The organism is Dysgonomonas mossii DSM 22836, from assembly GCF_000213575.1.
GTDB classification, from domain to species: domain Bacteria; phylum Bacteroidota; class Bacteroidia; order Bacteroidales; family Dysgonomonadaceae; genus Dysgonomonas; species Dysgonomonas mossii.
Window position 1 is genome coordinate 568,962 of the sequence record NZ_GL892006.1, and the last position, 18,151, is coordinate 587,112.

Sequence of the window (18,151 nt, forward strand, 5' to 3'; positions counted from 1 at the left end):
ATTTATCCTTTTAAGTTTTTCAATTCATCAATATCTATCGTGCCTATGTTTCTGTAGATGGCAACCAAAATAGCCAACCCTACAGCCACCTCAGCCGCAGCTACGGCCAATGAGAATATCACAAACATTTGTCCGCTGGTATCCTGATGATACACAGAAAAAACAGCCAACAACATATTGGCGGCAGCCAGCATCAATTCTACCGACATCAACATCACAATCGTACTCCTACGATACAATATTCCAATTGCACCTACACAAAACAAGAGTATGCAGAGGTAAATGTAATTGTCAATTCCTACTTGTTCTAATATATTATTCAGCATAGCTTAAGCTTTTTTCTCTTTTTTAGAAATAAGTACTGCCCCGATCATGGCCGTTATAAGCAATATAGCAGCAAATTCAAATGGCACTAAATACTCGTCAAGCAGCACCTGACCAATAATATTTACCGACTGATAGTCTAACCCCTCGGCTTTGTATGTTTCTATCACAGGCGTAGCCTTCAGAAGCGCAGCCAACAGGACAATTCCCATCAAGCAGCTCGATATTGTAGCCGCCACACGACTGATCACTTTTTTCTTTGGCTCGTGGCTTTCACTCAGGTTCATAAGCATCAGAGTAAATAGCAATAATACCATGATAGCTCCGGCATAAACCACAATATTTATAACCGATAGAAACAAAGCATTCAGCAGCAAAAAGTGCCCCGATATGGAGAAAAAACAGATAATCATATACACTGCACTATGAATGGGATTCTTAGACAATACCGTCAGAAGTCCCGTACCGAGTGTTATGGTTGCCAGAATATAAAAAATTATTGTAATCATATCATTATTTATCTCGTATCTCTATTTAATCATATTTGCGTGCTTTGGCATCCTCTACCGAAATCACGAGTTTATCTTTACCATAGATAAAGTCTTCACGTTCTAATTTCGGCTTCACCAGAAGCTTAGACTTGGTTAAGAAAATAGCTTCTTTCGGACAAGCCTCTTCGCATATTCCACAAAATATACAGCGTAGCATATTTATTTCATATTCCGAAGCATATTTTTCTTCACGGTACAGATGTTCTTCTCCTTTTTTACGCTCAGCAGCCACCATCGTGATTGCTTCTGCCGGACAAGACAAGGCACACAACCCGCATGCCGTACAGCGTTCGCGTCCCTGATCGTCACGCATCAATACATGCTGACCACGATATACAGGGCTGAATTCGCGTTGTTGCTCAGGATACTGAACAGTCGCCTTCTTCTTGAAAAAGTGCTTAATTGTAATTATAAGCCCTTTTATCACAGCAGGAAAGTATATCTTCTCTGCGAAGGTCATGTTTTTATCAACAACCTCCGTCTTTCTTCCTGATAATGATATTTTTTCTATTGACATCGCTAATTTCTTATTTTCATTTAAAAATCAGGACAAAAATTCCTACCAAGATGATATTTACTATCGCCAACGGAAACAGCATCTTCCATCCCAGTTTCATCAGTTGGTCGTATCTGAATCTCGGTATTGTCCAGCGCACCCACATATAGAAGAAAATGAAGAATGAGGTTTTGGCTAAAAGTGATAGCACTCCCAGTAGACCAGCTATATTTACACCCCAGTTTTCTGTTACCCAATCTATTCCCGGATAATTGTATCCTCCAAAGAAAAGAACAGAGATAAATGCAGATGAGAAAAACATGCTCGCATATTCGGAGAACATATAGAATCCCATACCCAACGATGAATATTCGACATGGTGTCCGTTAACCAGCTCCGACTCACATTCTGCAAGGTCGAACGGTGTACGGTTACATTCTGCAAACGAACAAACAAGGAAAATAATAAAGGTCAATGGCTGATAAATCACATTCCATTGCATACCATGCCAGCCACTTTGCTGCTGAGTGATTTCTACCAGACTCAAAGAACCTGTCATCATAATCAGCGCAATAAGAGAAAGCCCCATTGCTATTTCATACGAAATCATCTGTGCTCCGGCACGGATACTTCCCATCAGGGAATATTTATTATTTGATGCCCATCCTCCGATTACAACACCATATACGCTTGTAGATAATACAGCTACAATATATAGAATAGCCACATTTACATCTCCGATGTAAGGTTTAACCTCTCCATAGCCTGCTATAACAAATTTCTCTGCCCACGGGATCAACGCCCCCCCAAGCAAAGAGACTGTCATAGCAACAGCCGGACCTACAACAAAGAGAATCTTATTCGGCGTATTTGGCATGAGGTCTTCTTTGGCAAACAACTTTGCTCCATCGCAAAGAGGCTGTAGCAAACCAAAGATACCTGCACGGTTCGGGCCGAGACGATCTTGTAAAAAACCGGCTACCTTACGTTCTGCATAAGTAGAATACAACGCAAAAAGCATTGTGACAGCAAACACAAGAACGATAAGGATCAACTTTTCTAAAATAAGTGCAATCTCCATTATTTTATTTATTCTTTTGTTTTCTTTATAGCTTCCAACTCCTCTGCATCATAAGGAGAACCAGGCATGCTTATTTTCTTCTGATCTTCTTTACGACCTTCCAATACAAGTTCGTCTGTATTTATCTTTACTTTATGTATCGGCTCTGTATAGTTGTTTACATTGATTACAGATGGCTTCTCAAATTTGCGAGGGCCTTCTATAGTCCAGTCTTCAACATTCTTATGTTCGAAACGACACTCGTTACAGATAAATTCTTCAACTTCGTGCCATTCGTCTTTGCGGGCTGTCACACGTTGAACTTTGTCGCCAAACATCCATAGCACTACTTTCCCCGAACATTTAGTACAATGACGATGTGCATTAAACGGTTTGTTGAACCAAACACGAGACTTGAATCGGAATGTTTTATCGGTAAGAGCTCCTACAGGACAAACATCGATCACATTACCCGAGAAATCGTTATCGATCGCACGTTCTATATATGTGGAAATCTGAGCATGATCTCCCCTTCCCACTACTCCATGAACACGTTCAGGCGTTAATTGATCAGCCAGTTTTACACAACGGTAGCAAAGAATACAACGATTCATGTGCAACTGTATGTATGGTCCTATATTTTCGGGTTCGAATGTTCTTTTTTCTTCTATATAACGCGACTTGAAGTTATTATTACCATAAGCAAGGTTCTGCAAATCGCACTCTCCCGCCTGATCGCATACCGGACAGTCGAGAGGATGGTTGATCAACAAAAATTCGGTTACAGCCTTTCGTGCCTCCAGAGCTCTTTCGGATGTAGCGCTTTTCACTTCCATACCGTCCTGAACAGCTGTTACGCATGACGGCTGAAGCTTAGGCATAGGACGAGGGTCTCTTTCGCTACCTTTGTTTACCTCCACCAAGCAACAACGACATTTGCCGCCGCAGTCTTCCAGCTTAGAGTAATAGCACATTGTAGGAGGAACACTGGCTCCGCCTATCATACGTGCCGCCTGCAACACTGTGGTTCCAGGTTCGACGTCTAAAACATGTCCATCTATTGTAATTTTCATATTGCTTTACTTCAAAAGGTGACGAACTTTTTCCATAGGCTCGTCTACAAAATGATCTCTATTTTTTATCTTTTCAGGGAAGCGTACATGGTATTCGAACTCTTCGCGGAAATGGCGTATTGCTGCTGCAACCGGCCATGATGCCGCATCACCGAGAGGACAAATCGTATTGCCTTCAATCTTACTTTGTATGCTCCATAGCAGGTCGATGTCTTCTTCTCTACCCTGTCCTGTTTCGATGCGATGAAGTATTTTATCCATCCATCCTGTACCTTCACGACACGGAGAACATTGCCCACAGCTTTCGTGATGGAAGAAACGAGAAAAATTCCATGTATTACGAACGATACATGCTGTATCATTGTACACGATGAAACCTCCCGATCCGAGAGAAGAGCCGGTTACGAAACCACCGTCAGCCAGTGATTCATAGCTGATCAAACGATCTTCACCATTTGCTGTTTTAAATATATATTGAGGAGGTAAGATCGGAACCGAACACCCGCCGGGTATTACAGCCTTTAGCGGACGATCGTCTAGCATACCACCGCAATATTCGTCTGAATTGAAAAATTCATCGACAGTCAAACCTAATTCTATTTCATACACACCGGGATTCTTAATATGACCCGAAGCTGACATCAGCTTGGTTCCTGTAGATTTTCCTACACCAATTTTAGCATATTCAGCACCGCCATTGTTTATAATCCACGAAACAGTAGAAATAGACTCCACATTGTTCACCACTGTAGGCTCACCCCACAACCCGCTAACAGCAGGGAATGGCGGTTTGATACGCGGATTACCACGCTTACCTTCGAGTGATTCTATCAGGGCTGTTTCTTCTCCGCAAATATATGCTCCTGCTCCGCAATGTACATACAAGTCGAGATTATAGCCTGTACCCAATATATTTTTGCCCAGCCAACCATTGGCATAAGCTTCCTTTATTGCTTTTTCTAATATCTTGAATATCCACATATATTCGCCGCGGATATAGATATATGATAAATTAGCTTCTAATGCGTAACTGGAAACAATAGCACCTTCGATTAGCAAATGCGGAATATGATGCATCAAGAAGCGGTCTTTGAATGTACCGGGTTCCGATTCATCGGCATTTACAACCAAGTGGCGAGGCTTGCCGGACTTCTTATCGATAAAGCTCCACTTGAGCCCCATCGGGAAACCTGCACCTCCACGGCCTCTTACCCCTGAGGTCTTCACTTCTTCTACAACCTCATCGGGGGTCATAGTTTTCAGCGCTTTCTCCACAGACGCATATCCGCCATTCTTGCGATAAACTTCGTATTCCGCTATTCCCGGAATATCTAATTTCTCTAATAATATTTTTCTAGCCATCGCAATTAATATAGGTTTACTTTTCCTTGTTTACAATCTTCGATCAGTGTATCAATCTTTTCTTTGTTAAGATTTTCATGATAGTTGTCTCCCAACTGAAGCATAGGACCGTAGCCACATGCTCCAAGGCACTCTACCCCTACTACACTGAACATCCCGTCAGGTGTTATTTCACCGGGTTTAACACCCAGTTTCTGACAGGTATATTCCATTAAGTTTTCGCCACCACGCAAGCCACAACAAGCGGTACGGCAAAACTCAAACATATATTTAGCTATCGGTTTCTGATTGAACATCGAATAAAATGTTACTACTTCATAAACTTCGATAGGTGTAATCTCCAATATCTCGGCTACTTTATCCATCAGTTCGAGGCTCAGCCAATTGTCATGAGCATCCTGTACGGCATGAAGCACGGGTAGTAAAGCAGATTTCTTTTTATCGGCAGGGTAATGGCTCAACAATTCATTGATACGGGCCATCAGGCTCTCCGACATATTTATTACTTGTGTATATTCTTTAGTTTCCATTGACATGATTATGCATCTAATTCTCCGGCAATAACATTAATACTTGAAAGCGTGGCAACAGCATCCGAAAACATCCCGCCTTTTATCATTTCAGGGAACGCCTGATAATAGATAAAACACGGTCTGCGGAAGTGCACCCTGAAAGGAGCTCGTGAACCATCGGTAATAAGATAAATACCCAGTTCTCCATTAGCACCTTCTACGGCGTGATATACTTCTGCTATAGGAACAGGAACTTCACCCATCACAATCTTGAAGTGTTGGATAAGCTGCTCCATCTGTGTATATACTTCTTCTTTTGGAGGAAGGTAATAGTCTGGTACATCTGCATGGAAGCTACCATCAGGCATATTATCGCGAGCCTGACGAATTATGCTCAAGCTTTCTTTTATCTCTGCTGCACGTACACACCAACGATCGTATGTATCGCCGGATGAGCCTACAGGTACTTTAAAATCAAAATCTTGGTATGAACTATATGGATTCGCTACACGCACGTCGTAATCGACTCCGGCAGCACGCAGGTTAGGTCCTGTAAACCCATAGTTTATAGCCTTTTCGGCTGATATAGCACCTACACCAACGATACGATCCATAAAGATACGGTTGCGGATAAACAGTCTCTCCAACTGATCCCATGCTTTAGGGAAGCCTTCGATAAACTCGTCTAACTTACGCCATGCAGCTTCGCTCCAGTCTCTTTCGAATCCACCTATACGCCCCATGTTTGTAGTCAAACGTGCACCACATATTTCTTCATAAATCTCGTATGCCAACTCCCTGTATTGCATTACATACAAGAAAGGAGTATATGCACCAAGGTCGACCCCCAAGATAGAGTTACATATCAGGTGATCGGTAATACGTGCCAGTTCCATCACGATAACACGCATATATTGCGCACGTTTAGGAACTTCTACGCCAAGTGACTTTTCTACAGTCATCCACCATGCCATATTATTGAGAGGGGCAGAACAATAGTTAAGACGATCGGTCAGGGTTGTAATCTGATAGAAAGTGCGGTGTTCTGCAATCTTCTCAAATGCACGGTGAATATAACCGATAGTGGTATCCGCATCCAGAATGCGCTCGCCATCCATCAGCAATATATTTTGAAACACACCATGGGTAGAAGGGTGAGTTGGCCCGAAGTTAAGAACGGACAACTCTTTATCATCCCCAAAGGCTTGTTCTTTTATCATTTTCGCAAAGCGATGTTCCGGATTTATTAGTTGATCTGACATTTCCTTACTTTGCTATTTAGTTTGTTCATAATTATTGGGAGTCCTACCAAAGAAGCGGTCATCTTTATCCGTGCGCCCGGCATCCTCAAGCGGATGATCTTTACGCATCGGAAACGACACCATTCCCTCATCATTAAGTATACGCTTAAGATTGGGATGCCCTTTGAAAATTACCCCGTAGAAATCATAAGTCTCGCGTTCCATCCAATTGGCTGCGGCAAAAACGTCCACTACAGATTCAACATACGGCCTGTCTCCATCAAGAAACGTTTTCACTCGTACACGCACATTGTCGATCCAGTTGTGAAGCAAATAAACAACAGCAAACTGAGCCTTCTTGTCATTATCAGGATAATGCACCCCACATAAGTCTGTCAAGAAGTTGAAACGCAGAGTTTCATCATCTTTCATAAAACGGATTACTTCTTTGATTACCGCCGGAGCAGCTTCGAAAGTAAAAATATCCCGTTCCATTCTGAAATTCATCACTTCGGTTCCGAATTTCTCGCTCATCTTATTTTCAATAACTGTAGTATCGAGAGCCATTATTCAAATTTATATGATTCCAGAAGCTCCTGATATCTTTCCGAGCCTCTACGAAGAATAGATTCATGTTTTACTAACTCCTGCAATTGCATTACGCCATCCAATATCTGTTCAGGACGTGGAGGGCATCCGGGAACATACACATCTACCGGAATTACCTTATCGATACCTTGCAAAACCGAGTATGTATCGAAGATACCTCCCGACGAAGCACATGCACCTACTGCAATTACCCATTTAGGTTCGGCCATTTGTTCATATACATGGCGAAGGATAGGAGCCATCTTTTTAGAAATAGTCCCCATTACCATTAACATATCTGCCTGACGTGGCGAAAAGCTGTTACGCTCTGCCCCAAAACGTCCCATATCGTAAGTAGCAGCCATTGTAGCCATAAACTCAATCCCGCAACAGGATGTAGCAAATGGCAAAGGCCATAGGGAATTGGCACGAGCCAAACCTATGACGTAGTCAAATTTTGTAGCAAAAAATCCATGCCCCCTATATCCATCCGGAGCAGGCACTACATTTATATTAGAAGAATTGCTCATACTTGTAAAATTTTTATCTCTCCCAATCCAAAGCCTTACGTTTAGCTTCGTACAAGAAACCTACCACAATAATTCCGATAAAGATTCCCATCTTACCAAATCCTTCCCAACTAAGCTCTTTAAAGTTTACAGCCCATGGGTACATAAAAATGATCTCGATGTCGAAAAGGACAAACAAGATCGCAACAAGGAAATATTTAACAGGGAACGGAGAACGAGCATCGCCTATAGGATCGAGACCGCACTCGAAATTTGCATTTTTCCGTGCACTCCTACGACTTGGACCTAACATCTTAGAAATAAATACCGTAGCAAATACAAATATCGCAGAAAACGCGATTTGCATCAGAATAGGTATAAAATCATATATACTTGAATTCATATCCTTAATTTTAACACACTTTGTTTTTACAGATTACAAAGATACTCTATTTATTTCTCAAAAAAGAACAAAATGACTCATATATTTTATCAATAAGTCAATAAACAAATGGCATCAGAAGCCAAAATGCAGCATTTTGTCAAGTGCAGTTTGCAATATTGTCTTTATAAAAAAACATTATTATTGTGAAAAGAATAACATCAATTTAAGAAATAATTTTTTAACATTTAAGACTATTTTAGATCTATTTTAGATGCAAGTTTTCATTTGCGAAAATGATTTATTTAAACCAACAGCCCCAATTGTGCTATACACACAGAGATTGCCACGGAGAGTAATACGCAAAGATAGATATAGAGACAATATCAGACAGTTTTCCATAAACAAAAAAAATGTTATAAGACATAGCTATCTTTTAACATAATTAATATTTTATTTCATACATTTACATAATTTATGATCTATCAACATCTCAATAACCAAACAATGAAGACAACTTACTTATTAGCTATAATGCTATGTTTTATTTTTCTGTTTCAGGTTCAGGAAAGTCATTCCCAGTCTAAGTATGGCAATGCAACTATGGATGAACTGAATATGACCGTATATCCGGAGGACACAACAGCCTCGGCAGTTATCCTACTCAAAAAAGGGGACTTAAGGTTTATCTTTAGCGAACTGTATGGATTTCAGTTTGAATACGCCATACAAGTTAAAATAAAAATCTTGAAGACAGAAGGTCTTGATTGGTGTAACCAAGAAATATCATACTATGAGACCAATAGATCAACGAAAGAGCAAATTAATGGCCTATCGGGTACAACATACAATCTTGAAGATGGAAAAATTACAAAAACAAAACTTGCGAAGGAATTCATTACCGACGAGGATATTGACAACACATTGAAAGTAAAGAAATTCTCTATGCCTGCGGCAAAAGTAGGATCTGTGATCGAGTATAAATATACAATCGTATCAGACTACTATTACAACTTAAGAGACTTCCGATTTCAAGAGTCTATCCCTATTGCTTATGTGAACTTTGAGGCTAAAATTCCGGAATACTTCCGATACAACATCAACTATCAGGGATATGCCAAATTAAACTCCGTTAAAGAGCCGGACAATGAATCTTTCCATATAAGATATAAAGACGACTATGGACGTTTACAAGCAACGACCGTAAGATGTAATGCCGAAACGCTAAAAAGCGAAGGCTTCAATATTCCGGCAATGAAAAAAGAAGCATATCTATGGACGATAAATGATTATATAACACAAGTATCCTTTGAGCTAAAAAGTATACAAATGCCGTATAGTATGACAAAAAACATGTCTAACTCATGGGAAACTATAGACAAAGATATCCTTTCGAGCTCACTTGGAAGCAACATGAAAAAGGCCGATCTGTTTAAAGAAGAAATAGCTAAAGGAGAGACGACCCTTAAACGGGCAAAAGAAATACAAGATATGGTTAAATATCGGGTAAAATGGAATGATAAGAGAGCTATCGTTCCGGGTAATCTAAAAGATGCTCTTAAAGATGGCATAGGCAGCAGTGCTGATGTAAACTTTTTACTCATAAATGCTCTAAAAGCAGGAGGATTCGACGCATACCCTGTTATACTCAGTACCAGAACAAACGGAAGATTGCCAATATCCCATCCTAGTATAACGGCATTTAATTATGTAATTACAGCACTGAAGATAGATTCACTTATGTACTATACCGATGCGTCTGCTAAGTATGGAGACTGGAACTTACTGCCTGAAAAGTGCATGGTCCCTCAAGCACGTATAATGAGTGAGAGTGGCGGCAGATGGGTTAATCTTAGCAACGTTTCGAATGGCTCTGCATTAAAAACAGCAAAATTCATATTCAATGACTCCAAATATATAGGAACTATAACAGATACCAGAAAAGGTAATGCAGCCTATGACTTGAAAGTATCTTATTACAATCACAAGAATAAAGAAGACTTCATCGAATCATTAGCAAAGAAGACAAATTGTAAGATCGACAGTTTTTCAGTTTCAGCTATAGATGATACTTCAGCTCCTATAAAGATGGAATATACACAGGTTGCGGACGCCAGCTTAGGGGATGATTTCTTATACATCAATCCAATGATGGAAAAACATATTGCCGAAAATCCTTTTCAAAGGGAGAAAAGGGAATACCCTGTAGAGTTCGATTATTTGACAAATTACCTCCAAGTTGTAGATATAGAAATACCTGAAGGATATGTAGTCGACGAGTTGCCGCAGGCTGCTAAATTAGTATTAAATGATAACGATATCGTTTTGACATATCGTCTGGCTCAGGCCGGAAATGCAATTAAATTGCATTATCAATTCCAATTAAAGAAATTAACGTTCTTACCTGAAGAGTACGAGTCATTAAAAGACTTTTATGCTAAAATTGTAGCTAAAAACAGCGAGCAGATCGTTTTGAAAAAGGCCTCTGCAATTTAAAATGCTTGTCTCAATATGAATATCAGATATATATTTGCATGTGTTCTCTTATTTATCCTATCCCAAACGCAAGCCTATGGGCAATTTGTTATACAAAAGGTTGATAGTTTGCGAGAGAACGCATGTGCCATCGTAGATAATTATTCTGCAGTATTTAGTCAAACTGATTTGAATAATGCAACACTGTCAGTGAGTAAGGTAATAACTATCCTAAATGAACAGGGAGAGGAATATGGTTACTTCAACGAAACGTATGATAAATTCAGGGAATTGAAGGATTTCTCGGGTGTAATAAAAAACATGTCGGGGACTGTAGTCAAGAAAATAGGAAAAAAAGACTTGATATCTTCATCCTTATCTGAACATTTAAGTACCGACGACTACTCTATGTTCTATGAATATAAGAACCCTACATACCCTTATACTATAGAGTATACCTATCAGGAAAAATGGAAGAATGGTATTTTATACTATCCAGCTTTCGCACCAATCAATGGAAGTCTGTTATCTCTAAAACAAGCTAGCTATAAGATTGAACTCCCGATAGGAATGAATCTTCGCTACCATACTAATTATTCTTGTAATATCAAAGATGAAACTGTAGGCAATAAGCATATATATTCGCTATCACTCGAAAACATAAAAGCGATCGACAGGGAACCGTATGCTCCTCCATTCCGCGAAATAGTACCAAGAGTATTGTTAATGCCGAATGATTTCTGCTACGATTCAACCTGTGGCAATTTGTCAAACTGGGAAAATCACGGCAAATGGATATCAAGCTTGTTAACAGGGAAAGATATTCTTCCTGCCGATTTTGTGATTAAAATCAAAGATCTCACAAAAGATGCAAAAAACGATAGAGAAAAGGTGGCGATTCTTTATCAATATCTACAGAATAACACAAGATATGTCAGCATACAATTGGGTATAGGAGGCTATCAACCTATCGATGCAACATCTGTAAGTAAAAGTGGATTTGGCGACTGTAAGGGCTTAACCAATTTAATGATGGCCATGCTAAAAGCCGTTGATATACCTTCCAATTACAGCATAGTAAGTACGAGAGAAAAGGATATATTACCAGACTTTCCTAATTTCAATCAGTTTGACCATGTTATTCTACTAGTCCCACTCAAGAACGATAGTATTTGGCTGGAATGTACAAGCCAGACGCTCCCCTTTGGATATATACATGATAAAATTGCAGGCCATAATAGCCTTATTATAACGAATGAAGGAGGCAAAATGTGCCGTTTACCCGAATATAAAGACGATCAAAATTATCAGGTATCAAAGCTAGATATAGATATATCCGAAAACGGAATGGCTAAAGGCAAAATGCAGTTTACAGAACATTTACATTTGTACTACAAGTTTTCTTATTGGATGACATCTAAAGACAGAGAAAAAGAGATGAACTACATCAATGCGAATATGAATATGCCAAAAGTAAAGATTTCACAGATCGAAGTCTCTGAATACAGATCGTCGCTACCATCATGTACATTGTCTGCGAATTTCGAAGCTGAAGACTTTGTGAACAAAACGGGAACCCGATTATTTGCATCTGTATGCCCTTTGAGAAAAGGTAATTATAATATATTTACATCTTCTACACGGAAACAGGATATCGTAATAGAAGACGGATATTCTGATTGCGATTCTATCACATTCAATATTCCTGAGACATATACTATTGAGTCATTACCTAAAGACATCTTGATAGAGACTCCATTTGGGAAGCTAAAGACACAATGCAAGGTGGAAGATCATAAAATTACATATATACAGAATATAGATATTTTTACAGGAAGGTATGACAAATCGAGCTACAACGAAATCAAATCCTTTTTCTCAGAAATAAATTCAGCAATAAAGAGAAAACTCGTATTAAAGAAAATCTGATAAAATAGGAATAAGAATAAGTTAATACGAAATAGAATAAAGCTGGAAGCTGCTAGGTAGCTTCCAGCTTTATCTTTTAATAACACATTTTAGCACACCGACAAAGTTTAACAAATGCTCTATACTTGCTTAGGGTAGAGAATATATGGCAATATCAAATCAGCCAGCATATCTTAAGCATATCATTATCTAAAATCGTTCTTTTATCGAGTATTGCATCAATACGAAACAAAAAAAAAGAGTGGAGATATACTCCACTCTTTTCTATTCTTATATTTTCGTTAGCCGAAATTATTCAGCAAAGAAGATAGCAACACGGTTCCATGCATTTTCTGCATATGGTTGTTCTGTGTCACCTTTCCATTCAACTTTAACGCGGTTGCTGTTGATGTTGTATTTGTTGATCAACGCATTAGCAACATTCTTAGCACGTTTTTCAGAAAGTTTCATGTTGATAGAAGCTGTACCAGTTTTCTTATCAGCATAACCTACGATCTTAACATTTTTGCTAGGATTATCTTGTAGATATTTAGCTGTGTTGTAGATGCTAACTTCTTGGTTTTTGTCAATAACTGCACTACCAAGACGGAAGAATACTACGTTAGAAACAAAGTTTTTAACCTCAGCTGGTTTAACTTCTGGACATTTTGGACAATCCGGACATTTTGGAGCTTCAACTTTTCTGTTTTTCAAAGCTTCATTCTCTTGACGCAATTTGTTGATTTGACCGTTTAGTTCATCAAGAAGACCTTGATCCATCAACAACGCTTCAGAGAAGTCATTTCTTTTACCGATTTTGAAGTTAAATCCTACGAATGCAGATAGCATGCCATCCCATTCGAAATCTCCACCACCCATACGGTCGAAAGACTCTTGAACCATATTTCCAGCTATTTCTACGAATAGAGAAGCTCTGTTAGACAGACGGAAATTGTTGATAATACCGGCATTCCATGTAGCAGAGTTGTTCTTGATAGATTTCCAATCTTCGTCAAATCCATGAACAAATCCTATACCAACATAAGGTATAAAGCTGTAGAAGCGATTTTCGTTATAATGTCCTAAATAGTTAGAAACATTAAATAACAGGTCAACGTTAGCACCTAAATAATGAGGATGATTCATCACCTTTGCATCATTTTGAAATGTGTGGTAACCACCACCATTAAATTTCAAACGTGCTCCGAAATAAGGATTATACCATTTACCTACGAAAACAGTTGGAGCTAGGTTAAGGCGGTTAGTGAATTTAGCATCATTTGCGTTATCATTAAGATACATTGTTGCTCCACCACCAATTCCTACGAACCAGTTATCCCAAAAACCGTTACGCGCAAAAGTTGCATTGCGACCAGCTTTAGTACTAAATCCGCTATCTTGAGCAGAAATAGCCATAGCCGCAAAAACTAAAACTAAAAGTAAACTTACTTTTTTCATAATCAATCTTTTAAATTATAATTAAACACTCTTTTTTTAATTTAATATATTATACTCAGTATACCAAGCATACATCAACTTCAAGCCATCTTGTATTTCAACTTGATGTTGCCAGCCCAAAGAATTAAGTTTTGATACATCTGATAATTTTCTCATCGTTCCATCTGGCTTATCTGTATTAAACCACAAACTTCCGGAGAATTCGACTATTTCTTTCACAAGGTTTGCAACATCTTTTATCGATATTTCAATACCTGTTCCAATATTAATGTGTGTGTTCTTTATCTCCCTTCCATGTATAACATCAACTAAGTCGAAAAAGTTTACAGACTCCATCACAAAAACAGTGGCATCGCCCATTTCCTGACTCCACAGAAATTCTCTCATTGGTTTTCCAGACCCCCAAAGTTCAACCTGAACAACGTCTCCAACTTTTTTTATACCATACTTAGCTAATATTTCCAGTATTTCTGTTTTAGACGAGCTTCCGGACACTCCCTCTATTGGCCTAACATTCAAGTCCTGCTCTATAATATCCCAGGCATTATTTTCTAAGCATTTCCCCAAATGTACTTTTCTTAGAATCGCTGGCAATACATGGGATGTTTCAAGATTAAAATTATCATTCAAACCATATAGGTTTGTTGGCATTACTGCTATAAAATTTGTTCCATACTGTATATTATAGCTCTCACACATTTTCAACCCGGCAATTTTGGCTATTGCATACGGTTCATTTGTGTATTCCAAAGGGCCTGTCAACAGTGTATTTTCCGTCATTGGCTGAGGAGCTTCTTTGGGATAAATACAGGAACTTCCTAAAAATACTAATTTTTTAACATTATTCAGATATGATTGATGAATTACATTGTTCTGGATCATCAAATTTTCATAAATGAATTGCCCGCGATATGTGTTATTGGCGACAATACCTCCTACTTTAGCCGCTGCTAAAAAAACATATTCAGGTTTTTCCTTTGCAAAAAATTCGGATACAGCCTTTTGATCTGTAAGATCTAATTCTTGATGCGTTCTTAAGACAAAATTTGTGTATCCTTTATTTACAAGACTTTTAAGAATTGCAGAACCAACCAAGCCTCTATGGCCGGCTACATATATTTTAGCATTCTTTTCTATCATCTATATTTTCTTACTTTTATTCAAAGTAATTCATAATTCTATATCCTCCGTTTTTGAGGTATTCTTCTTTCTTCATCAGCTCAACATCATGAACAACCATATCCTGACATAAAGCTTTAAGATCGTATGTAGGCTCCCAGCCTAATTTAGTTCTGGCTTTTGTATTATCACCAATGAGAATATCAACTTCGGTCGGACGAAAGTATGCAGGATCTACACCTACAACAGATTGTCCTATCCGCTTTATGAAGCCTTCGAGATATTCGGCCCCAACTATTTTAGAAAATTTATTCTCATCAACACCTACAATATAGCCTTCTTCCTTTTCATCTTCACCTCTAAATTCAACATCTACCCCGACCTCTATAAATGACATTTTGATAAAGTCACGAATAGTGGTTGTGACGCCTGTAGAGATAACATAATCATCAGGCGTATCTTGTTGAAGTATAAGATACATAGCCTTAATATAATCTTTGGCATGTCCCCAATCTCGTTTACTGGAAAGATTTCCCATATAAACCTTATCTTGAAGCCCTAAGACTATACGTGCAACTGCACGTGTCACCTTTCTTGTAACAAACGTTTCACCCCTCAATGGTGATTCATGATTGAACAAGATACCATTGCTGGCATGCATACCGTATGCCTCTCTATAATTAACCGTAATCCAATATGCGTACATTTTAGCAACAGCATATGGACTCCTCGGATAAAATGGAGTTGTTTCTTTTTGAGGTATCTCTTGCACCAAACCATAAAGTTCGGATGTTGAAGCCTGATATATCCTAGTTTTTTTCACCAAATTAAGAAGTCGAACAGCCTCTAATATACGAAGAGTACCTATTCCGTCTGCATTTGCTGTATATTCAGGGATATCAAAACTAACCTTAACATGGCTCATTGCCGCAAGATTATATATTTCATCGGGCTGTACATCGCCGATAAGTCGTGTCAGATTCATGCTATCAGTCATATCGCCATAATGAAGAATCATATTTCTATCTTCAAGATGAGGATCTTGATATAAATGGTCTATACGATCTGTGTTAAACATGGAAGATCTTCTTTTGAGTCCATGTACTGTATAGCCTTTTTTTATCAAGTATTCTGACAAATAAGCTCCATCTTGTCCTGTAACGCCTGTGATGAGTGCTACTTTACCCATATAGTTCACTTAATAAAAAATCTTTATTAAGATTTATGTTAATGATCAATTTTATACTTAACCTTCCCTGATTATTGCATCTTTTAACTAACGCGAACAATCAGTTGAAGCAACAAAGATATATTTTTTTTAACTAAAACAAATAAAAAAGTCTTTAAATTAGAGATTACACATTGATTTTCTCTCATTTTATTGCATATAAGTCTCTAATCCTGAAATTTGCAAAAAACTTTTTTTTAACTATTTTATTTATCATACACTCCAATTCTTCCGATCGGCAGGTATCGCAACAATACTCTTGACTATAATATAGTTATATCTGTTATATAACCTTTGCTATTATAATAATGGAGAGAATAAGCGCATGACAGACTCTTTAAATTTTTCAATCCGTGACCTTTGGTCCCATTCTTCGACAAGCAACTGTGTAGAGCACTCCATGTCCTTCAAGAATATTTCTTGGGCTCTACGACAAGTCTCTTCGCTATATATAAAAGCATCAATTTCGAAATTATGTTCAAAGCTACGCATATCCATATTAGCCGAACCTGTTATAGTAAGAGAGTTGTCTACCGTCATTAGCTTGGAGTGAAGAAATCCGGCTTCGAAAAAATAGACATTCACTTTGGCATCCAAAACTTCCTTCAGGAAAGACATGGATGCAATATGCACAAATGTGGTATCTGAATGGCGAGGCAACATCAAGCGCACATCCACACCACGCATTGCTGCCATTTGTATAACCTGCATCAATGAGTCGGTAGGAATAAAATAAGGGGTCTGTATATAAACACTTTCTTTGGCATTGGAAATAGCTTGCAGAATACCTAAATGTATATCTTTAAATTGGCCTACAGGTCCACTTGTAACCAGCTGAATCATATTATCTCCCTCTGTGTCGAGTATCGGATAATAAGTATCTGATGCTAGAAATTCTTTACGAGACGAATACCAGTCGATAAGAAAAGATGTCTGTAATCCTGCCACAGCCTTGCCTTCTATTTTAACATGGCTGTCACGCCAAATTCCACTTCCTACACCGTTGATATATCGATCTGCAACATTCATACCTCCAACAAAACCGACTTTGCCATCAACAACTACAATTTTTCTGTGATTTCGATAATTCACTCTGCTTGTCAAAAATTTGAATGCCACCTTCAAGAAAGGTTGAACTTCAACACCTCCCGCTTGCATATCTTTAAAGAATCTACGCTTTGCTTTCCAAGAACCAACATCGTCATAAATAAGACGCACTTCAACACCCTCCGCTGCTTTACGAAGCAGGATATCTCGGGTTTTGCACCCTATCTCATCATCTAAGAAGATGTAGTATTGAATATGTATATGCTTTTCCGCTTTCTCAAGCTCCTCAAACAAAGCCTCAAACTTATCGGGTCCTGAAGAATAAAAAGTAACACTACTACCTCCATATAAGGGTGTACCCTTCAGGCGGTTTAACAAGTTTACTAACCCTTTATACTCGACAGGCGGATTCAACGTCTCTAACAACTCCCGCCTACCAATAGACCGACGATTAAGCTTCTTGTACATCTTATGGGATATCAGACGCTGCTTGCGATTATCTTCGCCAAAGAAATAGTATATGATAAGACCTACCAAAGGAAGCAACAATAGAATAAGCACCCAAGAAATCGTTTTCAAGGGGTTCCTGTTCTCCGAGATAATCACAACCATCGCACCCAACGCTGTAACCACATAAAGTATCTGGAAAAGAAGGATAAGATGATCTGTTGCTTGCGCTGCTACATCCATACGCAAATAATATACATTTTTTTCAAAGTTATAACAAATTTAAACTCAAGCTCTTTTTTTATCAAATAATTCGAATGACTTACATTCACTCTCTGATATTTTCTTAAAAAAGCTCTTGTATGAATGAT

17 protein-coding genes are annotated in these 18,151 nt (G+C 38.5%); 2 read left to right on the top strand and 15 right to left on the bottom strand.

The features are described 5' to 3' along the window. Window positions 1–2 precede the first annotated feature (2 nt). Genes nuoK through HMPREF9456_RS09340 form a run of 11 tightly spaced genes read right to left on the bottom strand, consistent with a single transcriptional unit; the run spans window position 3 to window position 8,119 of the window. Window positions 3–326 (bottom strand): NADH-quinone oxidoreductase subunit NuoK, encoded by a 324-nt coding sequence (nuoK, locus tag HMPREF9456_RS09290; RefSeq protein ID WP_006843255.1) that lies wholly within the window; start codon window positions 324–326, stop codon window positions 3–5. Window positions 327–329: 3 nt separating this feature from the next. Beyond that, window positions 330–833 (bottom strand): NADH-quinone oxidoreductase subunit J family protein, encoded by a 504-nt coding sequence (locus HMPREF9456_RS09295; RefSeq protein ID WP_006843256.1) that lies wholly within the window; start codon window positions 831–833, stop codon window positions 330–332. 25 nt (window positions 834–858) lie between these two features. Next, window positions 859–1,392 carry a NuoI/complex I 23 kDa subunit family protein gene (locus tag HMPREF9456_RS09300; RefSeq protein ID WP_006843257.1) on the bottom strand — a complete coding sequence of 178 codons (534 nt, stop codon included), beginning with the start codon at window positions 1,390–1,392 and terminating at the stop codon, window positions 859–861. Between the two features lie 16 nt (window positions 1,393–1,408). Continuing rightward, the gene (gene nuoH, locus HMPREF9456_RS09305; protein ID WP_006843258.1) at window positions 1,409–2,452 is read right to left on the bottom strand and encodes an NADH-quinone oxidoreductase subunit NuoH; all 1,044 of its coding nucleotides are present in this window, start codon (window positions 2,450–2,452) and stop codon (window positions 1,409–1,411) included. An 8-nt stretch (window positions 2,453–2,460) separates the two neighbouring features. Continuing rightward, window positions 2,461–3,504 carry an NADH-quinone oxidoreductase subunit G gene (locus tag HMPREF9456_RS09310; RefSeq protein ID WP_006843259.1) on the bottom strand — a complete coding sequence of 348 codons (1,044 nt, stop codon included), beginning with the start codon at window positions 3,502–3,504 and terminating at the stop codon, window positions 2,461–2,463. 6 nt (window positions 3,505–3,510) lie between these two features. Then, a complete protein-coding gene (gene nuoF, locus HMPREF9456_RS09315) occupies window positions 3,511–4,866 on the bottom strand; it encodes an NADH-quinone oxidoreductase subunit NuoF (RefSeq protein ID WP_006843260.1) in 1,356 nt (451 codons plus the stop codon). A gap of 5 nt (window positions 4,867–4,871) precedes the next feature. Next, window positions 4,872–5,396, bottom strand: coding sequence for an NADH-quinone oxidoreductase subunit NuoE family protein (locus HMPREF9456_RS09320; RefSeq protein WP_006843261.1), 525 nt, complete (start codon window positions 5,394–5,396; stop codon window positions 4,872–4,874). Between the two features lie 8 nt (window positions 5,397–5,404). Beyond that, on the bottom strand, window positions 5,405–6,640 hold the full coding sequence (gene nuoD / locus HMPREF9456_RS09325) for an NADH dehydrogenase (quinone) subunit D (RefSeq protein WP_006843262.1): 1,236 nt from the start codon (window positions 6,638–6,640) through the stop codon (window positions 5,405–5,407). A gap of 12 nt (window positions 6,641–6,652) precedes the next feature. Further along, a complete protein-coding gene (locus HMPREF9456_RS09330; RefSeq protein ID WP_006843263.1) occupies window positions 6,653–7,186 on the bottom strand; it encodes an NADH-quinone oxidoreductase subunit C in 534 nt (177 codons plus the stop codon). Next, window positions 7,186–7,737 (bottom strand): NADH-quinone oxidoreductase subunit B, encoded by a 552-nt coding sequence (locus HMPREF9456_RS09335; protein WP_006843264.1) that lies wholly within the window; start codon window positions 7,735–7,737, stop codon window positions 7,186–7,188. Before HMPREF9456_RS09335 ends, HMPREF9456_RS09330 begins: the two co-directional genes overlap by 1 nt. Before the next feature lie 13 nt (window positions 7,738–7,750). After that, window positions 7,751–8,119 (bottom strand): NADH-quinone oxidoreductase subunit A, encoded by a 369-nt coding sequence (locus tag HMPREF9456_RS09340; protein ID WP_006843265.1) that lies wholly within the window; start codon window positions 8,117–8,119, stop codon window positions 7,751–7,753. 486 nt (window positions 8,120–8,605) lie between these two features. Here HMPREF9456_RS09340 and HMPREF9456_RS09345 point away from each other — a divergent pair, with 486 nt between their 5' ends. Next, the gene (locus HMPREF9456_RS09345; protein ID WP_245531011.1) at window positions 8,606–10,594 is read left to right on the top strand and encodes a DUF3857 domain-containing protein; all 1,989 of its coding nucleotides are present in this window, start codon (window positions 8,606–8,608) and stop codon (window positions 10,592–10,594) included. Between the two features lie 15 nt (window positions 10,595–10,609). Next, complete coding sequence (locus tag HMPREF9456_RS09350; protein ID WP_006843267.1) at window positions 10,610–12,502, top strand: DUF3857 domain-containing protein; 1,893 nt, start codon at window positions 10,610–10,612, stop codon at window positions 12,500–12,502. A 291-nt stretch (window positions 12,503–12,793) separates the two neighbouring features. Here the strand turns inward: HMPREF9456_RS09350 and HMPREF9456_RS09355 are convergent, their stop codons facing one another. From HMPREF9456_RS09355 to cls, 4 genes are all read right to left on the bottom strand, one after another. Further along, window positions 12,794–13,939: an OmpA family protein gene (locus HMPREF9456_RS09355; RefSeq protein ID WP_006843268.1), complete on the bottom strand. Its 1,146-nt coding sequence runs from the start codon at window positions 13,937–13,939 to the stop codon at window positions 12,794–12,796. 36 nt (window positions 13,940–13,975) lie between these two features. Continuing rightward, window positions 13,976–15,076, bottom strand: a complete 1,101-nt coding sequence (locus tag HMPREF9456_RS09360; protein ID WP_026177063.1) for a GDP-L-fucose synthase family protein — start codon at window positions 15,074–15,076, stop codon at window positions 13,976–13,978. A 19-nt stretch (window positions 15,077–15,095) separates the two neighbouring features. Beyond that, on the bottom strand, window positions 15,096–16,247 hold the full coding sequence (gene gmd, locus HMPREF9456_RS09365) for a GDP-mannose 4,6-dehydratase (protein ID WP_006843270.1): 1,152 nt from the start codon (window positions 16,245–16,247) through the stop codon (window positions 15,096–15,098). Between the two features lie 339 nt (window positions 16,248–16,586). Beyond that, window positions 16,587–18,023 (bottom strand): cardiolipin synthase, encoded by a 1,437-nt coding sequence (gene cls / locus HMPREF9456_RS09370; protein ID WP_006843271.1) that lies wholly within the window; start codon window positions 18,021–18,023, stop codon window positions 16,587–16,589. Window positions 18,024–18,151: the final 128 nt, after the last annotated feature.